This window comes from Eubacterium sp. CAG:161 (genome assembly GCF_000432355.1).
Taxonomy (GTDB): domain Bacteria; phylum Bacillota; class Clostridia; order Lachnospirales; family Lachnospiraceae; genus Eubacterium_G; species Eubacterium_G segne.
The window spans coordinates 90674-108874 of the sequence record NZ_HF991856.1; the positions used below are offsets into that span (position 1 = coordinate 90674).

The 18201-nt window shown below is 36.4% G+C and carries 11 protein-coding genes; 1 reads left to right on the plus strand and 10 read right to left on the minus strand.

The features are described from left to right. Positions 1–153 precede the first annotated feature (153 nt). Positions 154–6390: a discoidin domain-containing protein gene (locus Q5O30_RS03700; RefSeq protein ID WP_302674557.1), complete on the minus strand. Its 6237-nt coding sequence runs from the start codon at positions 6388–6390 to the stop codon at positions 154–156. Between the two features lie 335 nt (positions 6391–6725). Between Q5O30_RS03700 and Q5O30_RS03705 the strand changes: the two genes are divergently transcribed. Further along, on the plus strand, positions 6726–8369 hold the full coding sequence (locus Q5O30_RS03705; RefSeq protein WP_021952414.1) for a CDP-glycerol glycerophosphotransferase family protein: 1644 nt from the start codon (positions 6726–6728) through the stop codon (positions 8367–8369). Positions 8370–8389: 20 nt separating this feature from the next. Here Q5O30_RS03705 and Q5O30_RS03710 read toward each other — a convergent pair whose 3' ends face one another. The 9 genes from Q5O30_RS03710 to Q5O30_RS03750 all read right to left on the minus strand — a co-directional run bounded on the left by Q5O30_RS03710 (position 8390) and on the right by Q5O30_RS03750 (position 17581). Further along, positions 8390–9787 (minus strand): prenyltransferase/squalene oxidase repeat-containing protein, encoded by a 1398-nt coding sequence (locus tag Q5O30_RS03710; RefSeq protein WP_021952415.1) that lies wholly within the window; start codon positions 9785–9787, stop codon positions 8390–8392. Between the two features lie 39 nt (positions 9788–9826). Next, on the minus strand, positions 9827–10936 hold the full coding sequence (locus Q5O30_RS03715) for a DUF4430 domain-containing protein (protein ID WP_021952416.1): 1110 nt from the start codon (positions 10934–10936) through the stop codon (positions 9827–9829). A gap of 15 nt (positions 10937–10951) precedes the next feature. Beyond that, complete coding sequence (rsmI, locus tag Q5O30_RS03720) at positions 10952–11791, minus strand: 16S rRNA (cytidine(1402)-2'-O)-methyltransferase (RefSeq protein ID WP_021952417.1); 840 nt, start codon at positions 11789–11791, stop codon at positions 10952–10954. A 21-nt stretch (positions 11792–11812) separates the two neighbouring features. After that, positions 11813–12544: a tRNA1(Val) (adenine(37)-N6)-methyltransferase gene (locus Q5O30_RS03725; protein WP_021952418.1), complete on the minus strand. Its 732-nt coding sequence runs from the start codon at positions 12542–12544 to the stop codon at positions 11813–11815. A 13-nt stretch (positions 12545–12557) separates the two neighbouring features. Further along, positions 12558–13451: a stage 0 sporulation family protein gene (locus tag Q5O30_RS03730; protein WP_021952419.1), complete on the minus strand. Its 894-nt coding sequence runs from the start codon at positions 13449–13451 to the stop codon at positions 12558–12560. Beyond that, positions 13448–14509 carry an ATP-binding protein gene (locus tag Q5O30_RS03735; protein WP_021952420.1) on the minus strand — a complete coding sequence of 354 codons (1062 nt, stop codon included), beginning with the start codon at positions 14507–14509 and terminating at the stop codon, positions 13448–13450. Before Q5O30_RS03735 ends, Q5O30_RS03730 begins: the two co-directional genes overlap by 4 nt. A gap of 74 nt (positions 14510–14583) precedes the next feature. Beyond that, entirely contained in the window at positions 14584–15177 is a 594-nt protein-coding gene (locus Q5O30_RS03740; RefSeq protein WP_021952421.1) for a hypothetical protein, read from the minus strand. 16 nt (positions 15178–15193) lie between these two features. Further along, positions 15194–16618 carry an aminotransferase class I/II-fold pyridoxal phosphate-dependent enzyme gene (locus tag Q5O30_RS03745; protein WP_021952422.1) on the minus strand — a complete coding sequence of 475 codons (1425 nt, stop codon included), beginning with the start codon at positions 16616–16618 and terminating at the stop codon, positions 15194–15196. 30 nt (positions 16619–16648) lie between these two features. Continuing rightward, the gene (locus Q5O30_RS03750; RefSeq protein ID WP_021952423.1) at positions 16649–17581 is read right to left on the minus strand and encodes a hypothetical protein; all 933 of its coding nucleotides are present in this window, start codon (positions 17579–17581) and stop codon (positions 16649–16651) included. Positions 17582–18201: the final 620 nt, after the last annotated feature.

Sequence of the window (18201 nt, forward strand, 5' to 3'; positions counted from 1 at the left end):
TCATTCCACACTATATTACCATACATTTTATATCCTGTGGTAATTTTTTACAAAAAACAGGCACAGAAAAACAGGCTCTCCTGCCAACAACCTCAGTCATTAGCAAGAAAGCCTGTTATTTATACCGTTGCCCTGTGTAGGCAATATTCTGTTTTACTGTGCCAGAGTTACTATTTCACTCCATTCAAATTCCAGTTTTTTGTAATCTTTATTTACCACTGATAAAATCTTATCGTAAATAAAATTATATCCCTCAAGAGAATTCATCTTTTTATTCTGATAAATGTAATCAGCAATTTCATAAATTGAAAACTCACTTATTGTACTGTATACATAAGTTCCATCTTCAAGAATTGCATATGCCCTTATTTTATATCCTGCTGTAAGGGCTATGGCATTTGTGTTACCAAAGGACATTGTTCTTACATAATTTGTGCATGTAGCTGAACCTCCCAGATTGGTTGGAAGAGTACCCTCAGCTGTTGACTGATAATGAATAACTTTGTTGCTTGAAGAATCAATAATCATATCATCATCTGTAACACCTGTACTTTGGTCATTTATGGTTGCGAGACCGTATATAAATCCCCAGCCTGTAACTTTCTTACCGTTTATTTCCGGTTCAACTACTGCAAGAACCCTGAAACCACCTTCCTTGTTAAATGCCTTATCACTTATCTGGTATCCTAAAACTTCAATATCATCACTTACTACAACGGTATTATCTTCATATAATTTTGCATTCTTTTCCGTGCTTAAAATTGCAACTTCACATATCTGAATACCATATGTCGGTGTTGTAGGGTAACATACCTTAACATATCTTACTGCCCCGGTGTTACCTGAAACATCAGCGGCAACGCAATTGTCACTGTCTAAATCATTTGCAGTAATTGTCTTTGAAGTATAAATAGTTTTGAAGTTCTCTCCATCTTCAGAATACTGAATATTATATGTTCTGCCAACTACAGTATCATTATCATTATTGTCTTTGTACTGTACCAAAACTTCATCAATGGTAGATGCGTCATATTTAGCTCCTAAGTCAATAGTTATATAACTTTCTCCTGAATATCCCCATCCACTTGATATGGCACAATGAGTTCCACCTGTTGTGAGCTTTCCATCTGTAACGCAGTTTTCGTCACCTTCAGCTACTCCCGGGCTTATTTCAAAACTCTTATTAAGTGCCACATTGTACTTGGTACTTGATACCATTTCCTGATTTGTTGCTGCCGGCCCTACAGTTACGTGACATACTGCCTTATGTTCTCCCACCTTAACTGTAATATCAACTTCACCTTCATTTTTAGCTGTAACTGTTCCTGCGTTACTTACAGTTGCAATTTTTTCATTGCTTGAGCTCCATACAGCTGTTGTGTCGTCAGTAGTATCTGCCGGATTAATCTTAAGCTCTAATGTTTCCGAAGTTTTCTTCTTCATTGTATAAGTTTCCGGAATGCTGATAGAGGTAATGTGTACCGGTTCCGTAACTGTAATCTGACATTCTGCCACCTTTCCACTTGGTGTAGTTGCCGTTACCTTTGTAGTTCCCGGATTTTTACCTGTAATCTTTCCTTCTTCATTTACAGTAACAATTCCTGTATCTTCACTTTTCCATGTAACTGTTTCGTCACTTAATGCTGCTAACTGCATTACTCTTCCAATTGCAATTTTAACTGATGAAGGATTAATTGAAATTGTTCCTGCAATTATAATATCTGACTCTGTTACATCAGATAAAATCATTCCTTTTCTATAAGTAACTGCCTTAACTATAGTTGACTTATTAACCTTTATTGGTTCAACATATGTAGCTGAATCCTCTGTTGGTGTTGAGCCGTCTAATGTATATTTAACTTCGGCACCCTTTACTGCCGTTGACATTGTAATAGTCTGTTCACCTGTATATTTTCCGCTAACCGGTGAAACTGTAGGTGCATTAGCCTTTAAGGCTCCATATACTTCCATCTCGTAAATTGAGTATCCGTACCGGGTTCCTCTCTTAACACCCTGCATTCTTACATACTGTGCCTTAACTGCTGCAAAGCTTGATGTGATTTCTCCCACCTGTCCGCTTTCTGTTGCAACTGTAGTCCAGTTTTCTCCATCTACAGAAACCTGAATCTGATATTTTTCCGCATAAGCTGTTTCCCATGTAATTTTTACTGTATTAACAGCCTGAACACTTCCCAAGTCTACCTGTAAATATTCATCATCTGCTGACTGTGCCTGCCATCTTGTGCTTCCATCTCCGTCAACTGCCAGTTCTGCCTTTGCCGCACCATCCTCTGATGATGCAGTAGCCGTCTTTCTCAATGCAAGATTATTGCTGCTTTGTACTGTATCTCCGTTGATTTTTATTGCTGCTGATGCATAATCAGAATCTATTGAACCGCTTTTAACTGCAATGGCTTTCAGTACAGTGTCACTTGATACCAAAATTTTTCCATTGTACCGGTTAGAAGCTGTAGTTGGAACTGTTCCATCTGTTGTGTAATAAATCTCTGTTCCTTCATCTGATGAAAGTTCAACAAACTGTGTATCGTCAAAGTTCTTTGTTCCTGTTATATTGTCAGTCACTTTTCCATCAGCAATTGCTGTTGCCTTAATTACCGGTGTACTTACCTGAGAAATAGCAAATTCCTCTTTTGTGTTAATTTCAAATGCTACAGTAGCCTTTGAACCTACAGTGGCTGTTCCCACCTTTGTTCCATCAGCCCTCTTTACAGCAACTGTCTGGGTAACTGATGTAGGATTCCAAACCTCTGCTGTGTACACCCCGTCTTTAACATATACGGAACCCTGAATATTTCCAACTACCATGTAGTCATTTGTTCTGTGACCGATAGAATCCATTGCTGAAATAAACCATAATGTATTTGCCCTGTCTTCTACCTGAACCTTTGAAACATTTGCCTCAAATTTGTCATAGGCACGCTTTGCATCTGTCTGTGAAAGATACGGCCATGTAATATGCTGCCATCCATTGTCCGGTGTTGCATACTCATCATCATCTGTTATATTTCCCAGTCTCTTTTCTATACTGATTGCGTATGCAGTATCATCTTCCAAACCTTTATAGATATTTGCACATTTTGTCTGATTTATGCCATAGTTTGTAAGGTACTCTGAAACAGGAAGCCACTGAATACCGTATACATATACCGGCTGTCCTCCAAAATATGTACCATATCCCATTGATGCACCATATATCTGACCTGCTGCCTGGAAAGGATAATCCGGCAACCAGTTATCTTCGTCATAATCAAACCAGTATTGCTCAATTGCATCCATTTCAGTAGTAAATCCATAAGCACCTGCATCTATGTATGTTTTATTCTGAGTTGCCTCGCCCCAAAGGTACATTCCAACCCAGCTAAACAATGCTTCTGAAGCTGATTCCTGGTTGTTACCTGAATCGCTGTCTCCATATCCTCCTGCCCATGAATGTCCTGAATACTGGTCAAAAGCCCTGAACTTGCAGAACATGTTTCCGTCATCTTCCGGGTCTTTTGGATCAGCATAATCTCTTACCAAAAGTTCAATCATGTCTCTGTAATCATTTAAGAACTCTTTATCGTAGGTAGCCAAAACTGCGGCACCAAACATAAAATATCCGTATGTGAAATGGTGGTCACATATTGCGGCGTTTGCGCCGTAAGCACTGTCAGGATAGTAAATTGTTCCCCAATCCTTATTATATATAAGGTAGCATCTGTCATCCGGTCCGTCATAGTTAAACCAGTCAACCATAATGCTCTTTAATTTAGCCAGTAACTTTTCCTTAATTTCCGTTTCACCTAACTGGTCTGCCATTATTGCACTAATTGCCAACGGATGTACATTTTTACCTTCCCAATATGCATCTGATACAGGAGCGGTATTTACCTTAGACGCAACTACCTGATTTAAGTAGTCAATCATTTCCTCTGTATCCATCATGTCACTGTCAGGCTTTGCAAAAGTTGGAAGCAAGCCTGAAAACTGCTGGGTTGTACTATATGTATTAGCCCAGATTGACTTCATATTGCCTCTGATTGATGTATATGTAGCCACCGGTGAATCTGCTGCAGTGCTGTGTTTCCACTGATGCGGGAATAAGCAATGCATAGTTTCATTGGAAAATTCTGCTCTCTTTAAATCAGTTGAAGCAGTATATATAGTTGTAATTTTTGAATTATCATGGTTATACTCATAATCTACAGTAGTATCTGTAACAAAAGCATATCCATGCTTATAATATCCATCAATATTTTTTAAATCCGTCATTGCGGCAACAGACATATAATTTTCAGCCTTTGATGGGAAAGTAACCTTAACCTTATAATTTGATTTTCCAATCATTACTTTAAATGTTGTGCCTGCCGGAACGTTTACCTCAAAATATGAGCCTTCATTGCCTGCTTTTGTATTTTCCTTATCAAAAGACTTAAAAGCAATGTGGTCTGTTGTTATTGTATCACCTTTATTTCCAAGAATTGTGTTTCCATTTCCATCATAAAATTCCTGAATGCTGCTTCCACTTATAAATGCAACTGTGTTATTGCAAAATTCATTGAAAATATATGGTGAACCCTTTACTATTGTTGATTTCATCTGAACTGCATCTTCATCTGTAAGTCCCAGTTCAACTGAATAATCTCCATAATTTTCTACTCTGTCATATCCTGTTTCTGTATCAAAATTCTCCGGTGAAATATAGAAATCTCTTTCTGTCTCTGTACTTTGATCTGTTCCCAAATCATTTTCAGTTCTTGTTCCTACCCATCCTGATGTTGCCAGCAAAATTCCCAGACCTTTAGTTGAAAAACTTGCTTTTAAAGGTGTTGAGCATAATAAACTGCTGTACTTCTGAACAAGGGCAGATGACCACCAGCTGTTAGAATCTATAGGTGTTTTAATATTGTCTTCATTAACAAATGTAGGGAGCTTGTTCTTTTCATTGTACATTTCTCCCGTTACATAAGTTCCCTTGCCTGATGCACTTTTTAAAATTTCCTGTTTTGGAAGTTCTGTAATTGTTTCATTTGTCTTGCTGTCACCTTCTACATATTCATACACTGACAACTCTGAAATACCAAAGCCACTTCCGCTTTCTACCTTTGTATATCCTAATACCTTTACATATCTTACATTTTGCTGATACATAGTGCAGTTATCCACCATATATGCGTATCCCTTTTGAACACGGTGAACTGTTTTCCAGTCTTTTCCGTCTGAAGATACCAGAACGTCATATATTTTTCCTGCATCTGCATTCCAATTTACAATAACTCTTCCTATTGTGTATGCCTGTCCCAAATCAACGGTAAGCCACTGGTCTGTACCCTGATAAGATGTAAATGATGTTTCTGTATTTCCGTCTACTGCATTTTCAGCCTTAACATTATTATATGCACTTTCCATTATATTTCCGTCTTCATCCTTCATCCACCACTCATCTCTTATTCCTGAACATGTAACTGTCTTATTAAGAGCAAGGTTTTTGCCATAATTTGAAGGACGTTTTCTTGCGCCGTTAGTTCCATAAACCTGAAATTCATACATTGAACATCCATAGGCTTCCATGGCTCTTTCATTTACTACCATTCTTACATATCTTGCCTGCTTCTGTTCTGCTGAAAGCTCATCAAAGGTAATTGTGTCTTCATACTTGTTTGTGCCTTCTTTAGTTGTCTCCTCAACTGTTGTAGCTTCCTCCGTAAATTCCCCTTCTATTGTTCCTTCTCCTAAAACCTGCTTTGTTTCTTTATCCAAAGCATAAACCATAAGCTTATGTTTTCCTGCGGAAAGAACAATCTGTCCCTGATTTACATTATGACCGGTAAAACTATATCCGTCCGGCGCCTTGGCAATATTTTCTTCACTGTCAACGCAAACCTTATATATTGCTCCGTCCACAGAATCCCAGTTTGCCTGAATTGTGGCATATCCCTTTTCAACCTTTTGAACTGAATATGTAATTTTCAGCCCTGTAGTTTCTCCCGGTTTAGTTGTTTTTCCCTTTGTATATACTGTAGTCCAGTTTTCTTCATCATCTGAAAACTGAATTTCATACGACTTTGCATGTGCGGCTTCCCAGTGTATAAACAAATGGTCGACATCTGCCTTTTTTCCCAAGTCAACATATAACCACTCATTTGTATCATCACCGGCAGCCTGCCATCTGGTGCTATCCTTGCCATCCACGGCATTTTCTGCGGAATCATTTCCGTTCTGTGAGCTGGCATATACCGGTCTTCCATATGAAATATTATATGGCTCTCCATCCATGGTATCTGCTGCTGATACATTAGTATAGAAAATCTGTCCCTTAGGACAAACTGTTACAGTCATGGCAACGCACAACGCCAGACTGCATGCCTTTTTAAGGAATTTATTCATCATTTTACCTCCGAAATCTTTTCTCCTACTATTAATTATAATTTTTGGTAAATTAGTGCACAAGTGTAAAAAAGTTTTTCCTTAATTTAGGGCATATTGCACAATTTTTTAACTATATATTCTTAATGTTCCACCTGTTTTTATGGTAATAATATCTAAATTATTTTTGGGGCAAAAAAATGTTTTTACTACTTTTTTTGTGCAATTTGTTTTATTATAAATTTTACGTTTTTTTCTTATGGTTTTGTTTGAAAAACCATAAACCTTATACTATAATTTAACTGATGTTAAGTGTAACAAATTTAACTATGATTTTACTATAATTTACGAGGTGTGGTATGAGTGAATATACAGCCACCGTCAAAGATGGCACAAAGGTTAAGTTAAACAGAGGTTTTAAAAAATTTGCTCAAAAATTTCGTATGAGCAAGGATGACAAAATCAAATTTCAATATCATAATTATCTTTCTCTTCCTATTAAAGATAATTATATTTTTTATGAAGCATTTTTAGGGCTTGGTATTTTAGACAGCCCCCGTGCGCTTTTCAATTATTTATTAGATTCTAAGGATGCCAGTCAGTATACCCATGTGTGGGCCGTGGCTGACATTGAAAAAACCGGTGATAATTTAAAGGAATATTCTGAATATTCCAATGTTATTATTGTTCAGAAAGGCTCTGATGATTACTACAAATATTTAGCCACCTGTAAATATTTAATAAACAACTCTTACTTTGATTACTTCTTTGAAAAAAGAGTTGATCAGGTTTACATAAATACATGCTGTGGCATTCCTTTTAAGCACGTAGGCTATGATAATCATTCCCAGCCTGTGGAAAACAGCAAGGATTTAGTCCGCAACTTCCTTATGGCTGATTATCTGTTGTCTGCCAATCGTTTTATGACAGACACATTGTACAAGCATGCCTTTATGTTAGAGGGAATTTTTCAGGGAAAGATTCTTGAATTAGGATATCCCAGAATCGATACTATTTTAAATTCCAATACCGCAGTTGTGTATAAGCGGTTGGAGAATTGCGGTTTTGACACTAATAAAAAAATCATTTTATATGCTCCTACATGGCGTGGAAATGTTAATTCCGTTGACTTTAATTTAGATGGCATTAAAGATGCCATTTCAAAAATGTCCGGTGCCATTGATGAAACCCGGTATCAGATTTGTCTCAGGGTTCACTATTATTTGTACGAAGCATTGGCAAAAGACCCTGATTTAAGTAAGTTTTTAGTTCCTTTTACAATTGATACCAGTGAACTTCTTACTGTTACAGATGTTTTAGTTACAGATTATTCTGCAATTTTTTATGATTTTTTAATTACACAGCGACCTATACTTTTCTATCTTCCTGACTACAAGGATTACAGGAAAAGTCGTGGACTTTACATTCCTGCAAAGAAGCTTCCGGGATATGCAACATCCGATGTGGATTTAATAGCTGCTTCCCTTACTGCCATTTGCAATGATCCTGAGCAGTACATGGAATATTACGGAGAAAATTATTATGAATTAATGAAAAAGTCCTTAGAAGGTGAAGATGGTGAAAGCTGTCAGCGTATTGTAAATACCATACTGCGAAACAAAAATACGCCAATTGCTGTTAATACCCTAAAAAATTACAAAAAGCAGACTCTTGTTATTGTGGATATTGACACCAATGGCAAAACTTTTTATGACCAGTTAAATGAATATCTTGATAATGTAAACTTTTTCGATAATGACATAACTATTTTAGTTACGGCATTTAAGGATACATATAACCGTGAATACTTTAATGCCCTTGCCACTAAAATACGTGTTTTAGAATGGCACAGGCTTCCTTATGAGCTTAAGAGAGATGACAGTTTCTTTACCCGTGAGGTAAGACGTACCCTTGGCAATTCCGACTTTGACGAAGTTAAGTTTATAGGCAAAGTTTCCGAATACTGGGCTGAATTTGCCAATAATGTTATTAAGTTATCATAACAAAAAGTAGCTAAAAACCACTACTTATGGCTTTTAGCTACTTTTTCTTTTTTTATAATTATTACCGTTCCTGCTGCCACTATAACTATGGCTCCCAGCAAAATAATTATTCCATTATTATTCTTTTGTTTTTCCTCACTACTACTGTTTCCCGTTGTTTCCTCAACTATTTTAGTAACAACTATCGTTTCTCCATCTTTTTTCGTTTCAATTTCAGTTTCTACTATGGTTTCATTTTCCACAGTTTTTTTTCCTTTTTTCTTTGACTTTTTAATTGTTGTTTCCGGCAACGTTTTTTCCTGATAATAGGTTGTTGTATTGTTTATTTTTTTCACGGTTTTAGAACTTTTTGAATTTTTGTTTCCTGACCTGTTATTTTTGTTATTTTTACTTTCGGTATTTTCCCTTGAATTATCTGCTTTTTTTATTTCAATGCTTTTGTAGGTAATTCCGTCAGACATATCAAAAAGTCTGTTCATTCCTGAAATATTTCTATAATAGGCAGTTAAAGCATACATCGCCTGTTCCGTGGACATCTGATTTATCATTCCTCCCTGAGCATGACTAAATCCACCGTTTTTATAATATTTCATTAAACCATCTATTACGGAATTTCCGTTTTTTATAAACCTTGAATCCTTTACACTTACATTTATGGTGGAAATTGCCGTTAAAACCTGTGCCGTACTTTCACAGTTTTTAACATTAGATGTAGCATATCCTCCATCACTTTGCTGCAATTCTCCAAGGCAGTCCACTGCCTTGTCCACAGCTTTTTTTACCCTTTCTTCACTCATATATGGAGCTAGTGCCTGAATTGCCATAGCTGTCATATCTGTGTCAGTTTTTGTGCCACTAAAATTCCAGCCTCCATCGGATTTTTGGTTGTTTAAAATAGTCTTAACCAGCTTTTCCCTTGTTGTAACCTCTCCGGTGTAATTTTTCTCAGGCTTTGGAATATCATAATTTCCACAATCAAGGGCAATTAATCCATAAATAATACCATTTAATCCCTGACTAATAAGCCTGTCATATTCAGCTAATGGTCTTACGAGATTATATCCTGCAAAATTTTCCGGATTTTCCTCTATAGCTGTTAGTGCAATAACAACCCTTGCATACTCCGTATATTTTCTGGAAGATAACTGTCCGTTACAGGATTTCACATATGCCTTTAAATTGCTTTTGTATGTAGAAAGAGTTTCCCGGGTAACGGCTCCATATCTGGCAAGCCCCATTACCATCCATTCCCCGCCTACACTTCCATAGGAAGGTTTTGTTATATTATATTGCTCATAATATGAAATGTCATACAAATACTTATCTGTCTGGGCCTTTGTTAATGCAGTTGCCCCACATACAGGTACTGTACTTATTAGCAATAATATCATTATTACACAGACAATCCTTTTTTTCATATTTGTATAACTCCTTCATTTTGTAACTTAAATAGCTGATTATTTCTTTATCCTTACGGTTTTAACCTTACTCCATTTGCCATATATACGAACTCCGTTAACCACTCTGTAACCACGGACTTTCACATAGCATACCTGTTTTTTCTTTAATTTCTTTGTTGTTATATATGTTTTTGATGTGGTCTTTACTACTGATTTTTTAAAACTTTTGCTTACGGAATATTTGTACTGATATCCTGTTGCTCCTGATGCTTGGTTTACATAAATTTTAGCCTTGTACTTTCTAACATTTTTAACTGTTTTTATGGAAGCGGTTTTCACTGTAGGATATGTGGGTTTCTTCTTTGCTCCCTGCAATGCTGCCAAAGCATTATCCACATTCTTTTGTGTAGGATTGTACTCCTTTGCTACCTGAAACGCCTTATCATATGCTGATTTAACATTTGGATATGCCATCCAGTAATCTTTCTTTTCGTTAGTTTCCGCCACTTCCTTTAAAAGTGCATCCCTGTTAGCCATCTGGAGTTTAGGAATACCGGTGTAGCTTTCCGTATCATATCCTAAATCAGCTCCATAACCATAAACTGAAAACTGAAGTCGTATAACATCTCCATCTTTTACAGGTATGTAATTAACTGATTCACTTGCCGGCTCATTGTTGATGGTAAACATCCATCCCGCCATTTCGCCATATGAATATTCACCTAATGCATTATTTTCCAACTGATTTCCTATATTTACACTACTTGTAGGTGCCTTATAAGAAACGCTATGCTCCTCACCGTCACTTCCCACATATGTATATGAGTAATCAGGCATGGCTGAAATTTCTTTTGGAATATTCACCGTTCCTGCATCTGCATTATTTATGGTCTTAAGATAAAAAGTCTTTACCCCTGTAGCTGTATAAGTTCCTCCCATACCCTTAAGGGCTCTTTTAAAAATCGTCTTTACATTATCTCCTGCCTTTATTTCCACCTTAACAGGCTCCATGTAAAAGCCCTGACCAATAGTCATTCTTTCTATGTCAAAGGTAACTGTTCCCAGATTTTCTTCCTCTGCACCTTTTACATATCCCGGTGTGTAAACTGATAAAATCATAGCTGCTGCTAAAATTCCCGCAACAAACTTCCTTGCCCATTTGTTCATAAACTACTCCTTATCCTATCTGTTACATTCATTATAAATGTCTCTCTTAGACACGCCTCTATCCTTTGCCGCAAGCTTCATGGCTTCTTTTTTGTCCCGACCTTGGTTTACATAATATTCAACATGCTCCTGAACACTCATTTTTTCCCACTGCCTGCGCTTTTCTTCTATTAATTCCTCTTCAGGTTTTCCTGCAATTACTAAAACAAACTCTCCCTTTATATCTGTATTGGAATATTTCTCTATTAATTCTGAGAAAGTTGTCTGAAAAGCTTCCTCATACTTTTTTGTCAGTTCCCTGCATACCGTAAGTGGTCTGTCACCTAATACATCCATTAATTCCTTTAAAGTCTTAAGTAATCTGTGAGGTGCTTCATATATAATAATAGTCCTGGTTTCCTCCTTAAGGCTCTCCAAAACTCTTGATTTTTCCTTTTTATCCTTTGGCAAAAATGCCTCAAAACAAAATCTCCTTGTTTTCTGCCCTGACATGGTAAGAGCTGTAATACATGCTGCCGCACCGGGAAGTGAAGTTACTTCCACCCCTGCCTCATAGCACTGTCTTACAAGTTCCTCTCCCGGGTCTGATATTCCCGGCGTTCCTGCATCAGTTATTAATGCCACATTTTTTCCATCTAACATTTCCTGCACCAAAATCTTTGCCTTATCATATTTATTAAATTCATGATAGCTGGTCATAGGTGTTTTTATATCAAAATGATTTAATAACTTTATGCTGTTTCTGGTATCCTCCGCACCAATAATATCCACTTCCTTAAGGGTTCTTACCACCCTGTAAGTAATATCTTCTAAATTTCCTATTGGTGTAGCACACAAATATAATTTTCCTGCCATTTTTCTTCCTTACTTAAAACATTAAAAACCATATATCTCATGGATTTCATCAGAATACACGCCCTGTTCCTTATAAACAACAATAGGAGGTTCCACCTTCATCATAGGTTTCTCTCCCCTTCTTCCCTCAATTAAAACCATATTGGCTTCTCTGTCTGAAAAAGGATGTACCATTCTTATACGCTTAGGCTCAATTCTATATTTTCTCATAATCTCAATAATATCCACTAACCTTCTGGGTCTGTGAACCATATAAAATCTTCCACCGGGCTTTAAAACCCTAGCACTTTCCCTGACAACATCCTCTAAGGTACATTTGATTTCATGTCTTGCTATTGCCTTTGGCTCTTCAGGATTCTTAAGTCCGTGATTTTCTGTCATATATGGTGGATTAGTAGTCACCACGTCAAAGGATGCTTTTCCAAAAATCTCTCCCGCTTCCTTTATGTCCCCGGTTACCACATCGATTTTATCTGCAATATTATTAAGCATAACGCTTCGCCTTGCCATGTCCGCACTTTCTTCCTGAATTTCCAGACCGGTAAAATGCATTCCTTCTGTCTTTGCCTCTAAAAGTATAGGAATAATGCCTGTTCCCGTTCCTAAATCCAGTACCTTTTCCCCTTTTTTTACTGCGGCAAATCCGGTAAGTAAAACAGCATCAATGCCAAAACAGAATCTTTCCCTGTCCTGAATTATACAATAGCCGTTTCGCTCTAAGTCCACAATGCGTTCATTTCCTTTTAGTTCCATAAATTTATTCCCATTAGTCCAATTTTGAACTTTCTGTATCCTCAAGTCCTTTAAGTTCCTTAAGTTCATCTGCTGCCAAATCAAACTTCTTTTTCTTAGGCTTAAACTTAAGCTCGTTTACAGAATACTCCCTGATTTCCCTCTCATCATTTTGTTCAATAACAATTTTAACCTTCTGTCTTAAAACGTTGACACTTGCAACCTCCCCTTTAAATCCGTCAAAGGTTTTAACAGTTTCTCCCACATTTGGAAGGTTAGAATTTAAGTGTTCATAAGCCTCCTGCTCGTTTTTAAGACAGCACATAAGTCTTCCGCATATTCCGGAAATCTTTGTGGGATTAAGTGACAAATTCTGCTCCTTAGCCATCTTAATTGAAACAGGTATAAACTCTGACAAATAAGTATTGCAGCACAGTGGTCTTCCACACATTCCTATGCCGCCTAACATTTTTGCCTCATCTCTCACTCCCACCTGTCTTAACTCAATTCTTGTTTTGAAAACCGAAGCTAAATCCTTTACTAACTCTCTAAAGTCAATTCTTCCGTCAGCTGTGAAATAAAATAAAACTTTATTGTTGTCAAAAGTATACTCTGAATCTATTAATTTCATTTCAAGGCCGTGCTTTGCAATTTTTTCCTTACATATTTTGAATGCCTTTTTGCCCTTCTCAATATTTTCCTGTGCCTTTTGGTCGTCCTCTGGTGTTGCCACCCTTATAACAGTTTTTAAAGGCATAACCACATCTTCTTCCTTTTCCTCCTTTACGCCAAAAACAACATAGCCATACTCTACGCCTCTTGCTGTTTCCACTATAACATGGTCTCCTTTTTTTATTTCCAACTCTGCCGGGTCAAAATTGTAAATTTTTCCTGCCTGTCTAAATCTGACTCCAATAACTTTTATCATTTTTTTATCCTTTCTTTTATCGATAAAAACAATACCTCCATGGTAATATCAAAATTAACATTTGATTTAATTCTGTTCCATGCCTGATCTATTGATTTTAAAATAATATTTATATGAAAATATGATATTTTTTCTGACATTTCCACAATTTCGTGATAATCATCCTGAAAAATAAGTTTTTCCGTATCTCCCGTAGCCTTGTACAAAAGTACATCCCTGAACCACGTTTGCATTAGCCCGAAATAATCATCTATCTGATTTTTAAAACTGCCTGCTTCCTTAACCCTCTGGGTTATAATGTCCATTCCGCCTTTCTCTAAAGAAAGAAGTGTGCCTACCACCTGCTGCTTTAATTCCTTAAAATCCTCAGATGTAGCCAGCTTTATGGCTTTTCCCGGATTACCATTGGCAAAAACCGCTGCCACATTAGCCTCATAATTTCCAATGCCATACTCAGACATTAACTGATTTCTAATGGTCTCTTCCTTTACCGGCCTTATGTTTAGCAGTACACATCTTGACAATATTGTTTGAAGAAACATATCTGCATTAGTTGTCAGCAAAATAATTATTGCATATTCCGGTGGCTCCTCAATGGTTTTTAACAGGGCATTTTGCGCCTGCACCGTCATTTTTTCACTATCAGGAACAATATAAATTTTGTATCTGCTACTATAGGGCTTTATATCAATATCATTGTTAATCTGGTCTCTTATTTCATCTACGCCTATACCTGATTTCTCGTGAGTTACATATTTTATGTCCGGCTGGTTTCCCGAATCTGTCTGGTGACAGGATTTACAATGTCCACAGGCAACTCCGGTAATTTCCTTCTTTTCCCCTGTGCCTTCTCCAAAATCAAACTGCATATTTCCATCAGCTGCATCAGGATTATTGGCTTCACATTGAAGTGCCTTGGCAAAATGAACTGCCAGCTTCATTTTTCCTGAACCTGCCTCACCATTTATAATATAGGCATGGGATATTTTTCCCATTTTTATGGCATTTTCAAAATGTTTAATTATATGGTTTTGTCCAAGAATCCTTCCTGACTCCATATTTCGCTCCTATCTTAAAAATGAATTTGCACATTAAGGTTTGAGCTAAATATTATCTGACACAAACCCACCTTTTATAATACCATAAAATCACGAATATCTTCAACTATCTCTTCTATGCATCTTTCCAGACTGTTATTTTCATATCTCTTTTTGATTCCCGCTTTTTTTATATTTTCCTCGCAAAAATCTTCTTCATCTGCCAGAAATCTTCTGCAAAGCTCTGTATATTTAGGATTTTCCTGCTGTCTCTCCCTATTTACGGCTCTTGTCAGCCTTTCTCCTGTTTCCACTTCCACATAAATAGGAACAACTACCTCTTTTCCGTAGTATCTAACCATCTGCTCATAGGATTCCAGTGTTCCTATGTACAAATAATTTCCTTTTTCAAGATTAATCTGTCCGTCATCCACCGTAAAATAACTCCAAACTCCATAAACAGTGTTGTAATCCCTGCACTCTATTACTTTTCCCTGATTTTTTAAAGCCTCAAGTTCCTCATTATTTACAAAAAAATACTCCACACCGTTAATTTCCCCTTCTCTCATGGGTCTTGTGGTGTAACCTGTTACAGTATTTAAATTTAATTTCCTGTCTTCCTTTAACTTCTTAAAAATTGTATCCTTCCCGCTACAGCTTTTTCCCAACACAAAAAAAATCTTTGCCATTTTACTTCCTCTTAATCTATTTAATAACCTTAATGTATTTATTTTCCATATCCGCTAATCCGTTAATGTTCATATTCATTTTCTTAAATTCTTTTACCTGACTAATTAATTTATGGGAAATAACTTCCCCCGGCACTAAAAGAGGGATTCCCGGTGGGTATAAATAAAGAAACTCCCCTGAAACTTTTCCCTGTGACTCTTCTATTTTAACCGGTACACTTTCTGATTTCTGTGCCTCATAAACAGACATTGCCCTGTCATTTCTTGTAAGTTCAAATTCTGCTGCGTCACAGGTCTTTTCCTTATAACTAATACTGCTGTCTATTTCTTTCAAACTTTCATAAAGTCTTTGTATCTGGCTTAAATCATCACATATACCTGTAATTCCCAGAACATATTCCGGTGCTTCCATTTCCATTTCAAATCCATAGTGTTTCCTTAATATATCTGAAAGCAATTTTCCATTCCCTGCCTGTGCTTTTATGCATATTACCAGCTTTGTAGGATCCATATCATATACGGAAAACTTTCCTACAATTTCCTTTCCCGGCACATAAAAGCTTTTTAATTTATTAACATTGCTTCTGAAATTATTAAGGGCTATTAACAATTTTTCCATGAAGTTATCACCATAATTTTCAATAACATCAATACACCTGTCAATAGATGCCATAAGCACATAGGAAGGGCTTGATGACTGGTAAATTCCCAGTGATTTCTCCACTTCTTCTTCTTTTACCCTGTTGCCACATTTGTGCAAAACCGCTGTCTGTGTCATGGACGGCAATGTTTTGTGAACACTTTCTATAACCAGGTCTGCCCCTAATTTGTACGCCGGTGTCGGAAGCTTATCACTTATTCTAAAATGTGCTCCATGAGCCTCATCAACAATTAACACCGCCCCGTATTTATGGGTAATTTCTGCTATTTTTTCAATATCAGATACTATCCCATCGTAGGTGGGGGATGTTATAACCACTGCCTTTGTGTCTTTGTTCTCCCTTAGCAGTTTTTCTAATATTTCAGGATTATATCCTCCGTTTATTCCCAGTTCACTAACATATTCCGGATAAAAATATTCTCCTTTAAGATTTCTAATTGTCATGGCGTTATACACCGCTTTATGACAATTTCTTCCTATTATTATTTTATCCCCAATATCTGTCACTGCATTTATGGCAGCTAAAATTCCACAGGAACTTCCATTAATTAAAAACCATGTTCTATCTGTTCCATAGTAGGACGCTGCCCTATCCATTGCCTCTTTTATAATGCCCTGAGGATGATGGAGATTATCAAAATCCACTATTTCAGTAATATCAATATCGAAGGGATCCATTCCTGAAAGCATGCTGTCATTTCGCTTATGTCCCGGCATATGAAAGGGATATTTGCCATTTTTTCCGTATTCTATTAATTTATCGTACAATATGTGACTCATTTTCTATTCCTTTTTATAAGTAACTATACCTTATAGCTGAAAAAAGCTTATTTGCTTATTTGTATAATCGCCCCTGTTAAATCCTTCCACAAAAACTTCCATTGATATAAATATTTTACGTCCTTTTTTTGTAACATATGGAATATCCACGTTAAACACTACATGATCTCTTGTGTTGTTATCTTCCCTTTCCATAAGCTTCTCCAAAACCGCCACAGGCACTGAAAACTCTCCACTGCTCTCCATAAAATTAAGCTCAAAATTTGCCTCAAACTGGTTTTCACTTCGGTAAACACTGTCAATGTATACCTTGCCTATCTCTGAATTTTCCGCTTCCTCCAAAACCGGCTTAAGCCAATCCTTTTTTCCCATAATCATTACCGGATATACTCCGTTTACAATTCCAATTACCGCCTCCGGCATAACTGATTCTTCCTCTACCTCTCTTTCGTACCCCTCTAACAATTCCTGTTTTGTAATATTATTTATGGTAGATTCGCTTAACCCTGCCACGAAATTATCAATTTTTTTAAGTATAGGCTGCATAACTCCTATTCGCTCTAAGGACACCATAAATATGTTGTGAGCCCATGCATATTCCTGTGCATCTCTTGAAAAAGCCGTGGCACTAAAAAAGCACCCCGAATAAGTATACCTATCCGGGATATTTTTTGCTTCGCCTTTTATGGTATAATTTTTTTCTGAAATATCAGCCATTATGCCACCAAAATCCCTTATATGATTTAACTCTACCCTGTTTTTGGCATAATATTTATACTGACATATAATTCGCACTGGATATAAAAATGCTGTTGGCACATTTATCCTACCATAGGCATGTATGTCATGGTATCCGCTACGCCCCGGAACCTCCTCCTCTATAATTGATATATACCTGCTATCCTGCAATAATTTTTTTACCTTTTCCTCGAAAATATATTCCCTTGCCTGATGTTCCTTCATTCTTTTCTCCGTACCTGTATAACACTAATCGCTACTTTTGTTTTCACTTTATTCTACTATGATTTAGGAACATTATCAAACTAATATTGTTATACGTTTGTTTTTTCTTAAAATCTTAATAATTTGACAAACCTCCCTGAACTATTTGCAATTGCAGATGTATGTGTTATAGTAAACTGAAGCAAAAACAGTAAAAAATGTAATGCTTACGCGCGATCTACACAGGCATTACATTTATACAGTATATAAATTAGAAAAGAGGTAACAGATTTGATTTATAAAAACGGATTACTAAGAATAATCATACCTATAATATTTATCATATTAATTTTAGGTTCGTATTTTTATAAAAAAAAGATAGAACCTACACTAAATAATAAAAGTCTTTTGATAATTAGAACTAGTGTAGTTGTTTTGTGTTTGGTAGTAGCAGTTTGGACTTTTGGAAATATATTTCTTTAACTAAAAAATGAAAATATATTAGAAACTTCATAAAGTATATTTTTTTCCATTATCACATAAAAAAAACAGAAAATACAAGATTCATAATAAATCAGTATTTCCTGCTTATTTTTTTACATAAAAATGCCCAGTTCCGGAATCGAACCAGAGACACGAGG

Bases quoted from the DNA above. Each gene is read 5' to 3' on its own strand.
- Q5O30_RS03700 (WP_302674557.1), bottom strand. From the start codon at position 6,390: ATGATGAATAAATTCCTTAAAAAGGCATGCAGTCTGGCGTTGTGCGTT.
- Q5O30_RS03705 (WP_021952414.1), top strand. From the start codon at position 6,726: ATGAGTGAATATACAGCCACCGTCAAAGATGGCACAAAGGTTAAGTTA.
- Q5O30_RS03710 (WP_021952415.1), bottom strand. From the start codon at position 9,787: ATGAAAAAAAGGATTGTCTGTGTAATAATGATATTATTGCTAATAAGT.
- Q5O30_RS03715 (WP_021952416.1), bottom strand. From the start codon at position 10,936: ATGAACAAATGGGCAAGGAAGTTTGTTGCGGGAATTTTAGCAGCAGCT.
- rsmI (WP_021952417.1), bottom strand. From the start codon at position 11,791: ATGGCAGGAAAATTATATTTGTGTGCTACACCAATAGGAAATTTAGAA.
- Q5O30_RS03725 (WP_021952418.1), bottom strand. From the start codon at position 12,544: ATGGAACTAAAAGGAAATGAACGCATTGTGGACTTAGAGCGAAACGGC.
- Q5O30_RS03730 (WP_021952419.1), bottom strand. From the start codon at position 13,451: ATGATAAAAGTTATTGGAGTCAGATTTAGACAGGCAGGAAAAATTTAC.
- Q5O30_RS03735 (WP_021952420.1), bottom strand. From the start codon at position 14,509: ATGGAGTCAGGAAGGATTCTTGGACAAAACCATATAATTAAACATTTT.
- Q5O30_RS03740 (WP_021952421.1), bottom strand. From the start codon at position 15,177: ATGGCAAAGATTTTTTTTGTGTTGGGAAAAAGCTGTAGCGGGAAGGAT.
- Q5O30_RS03745 (WP_021952422.1), bottom strand. From the start codon at position 16,618: ATGAGTCACATATTGTACGATAAATTAATAGAATACGGAAAAAATGGC.
- Q5O30_RS03750 (WP_021952423.1), bottom strand. From the start codon at position 17,581: ATGAAGGAACATCAGGCAAGGGAATATATTTTCGAGGAAAAGGTAAAA.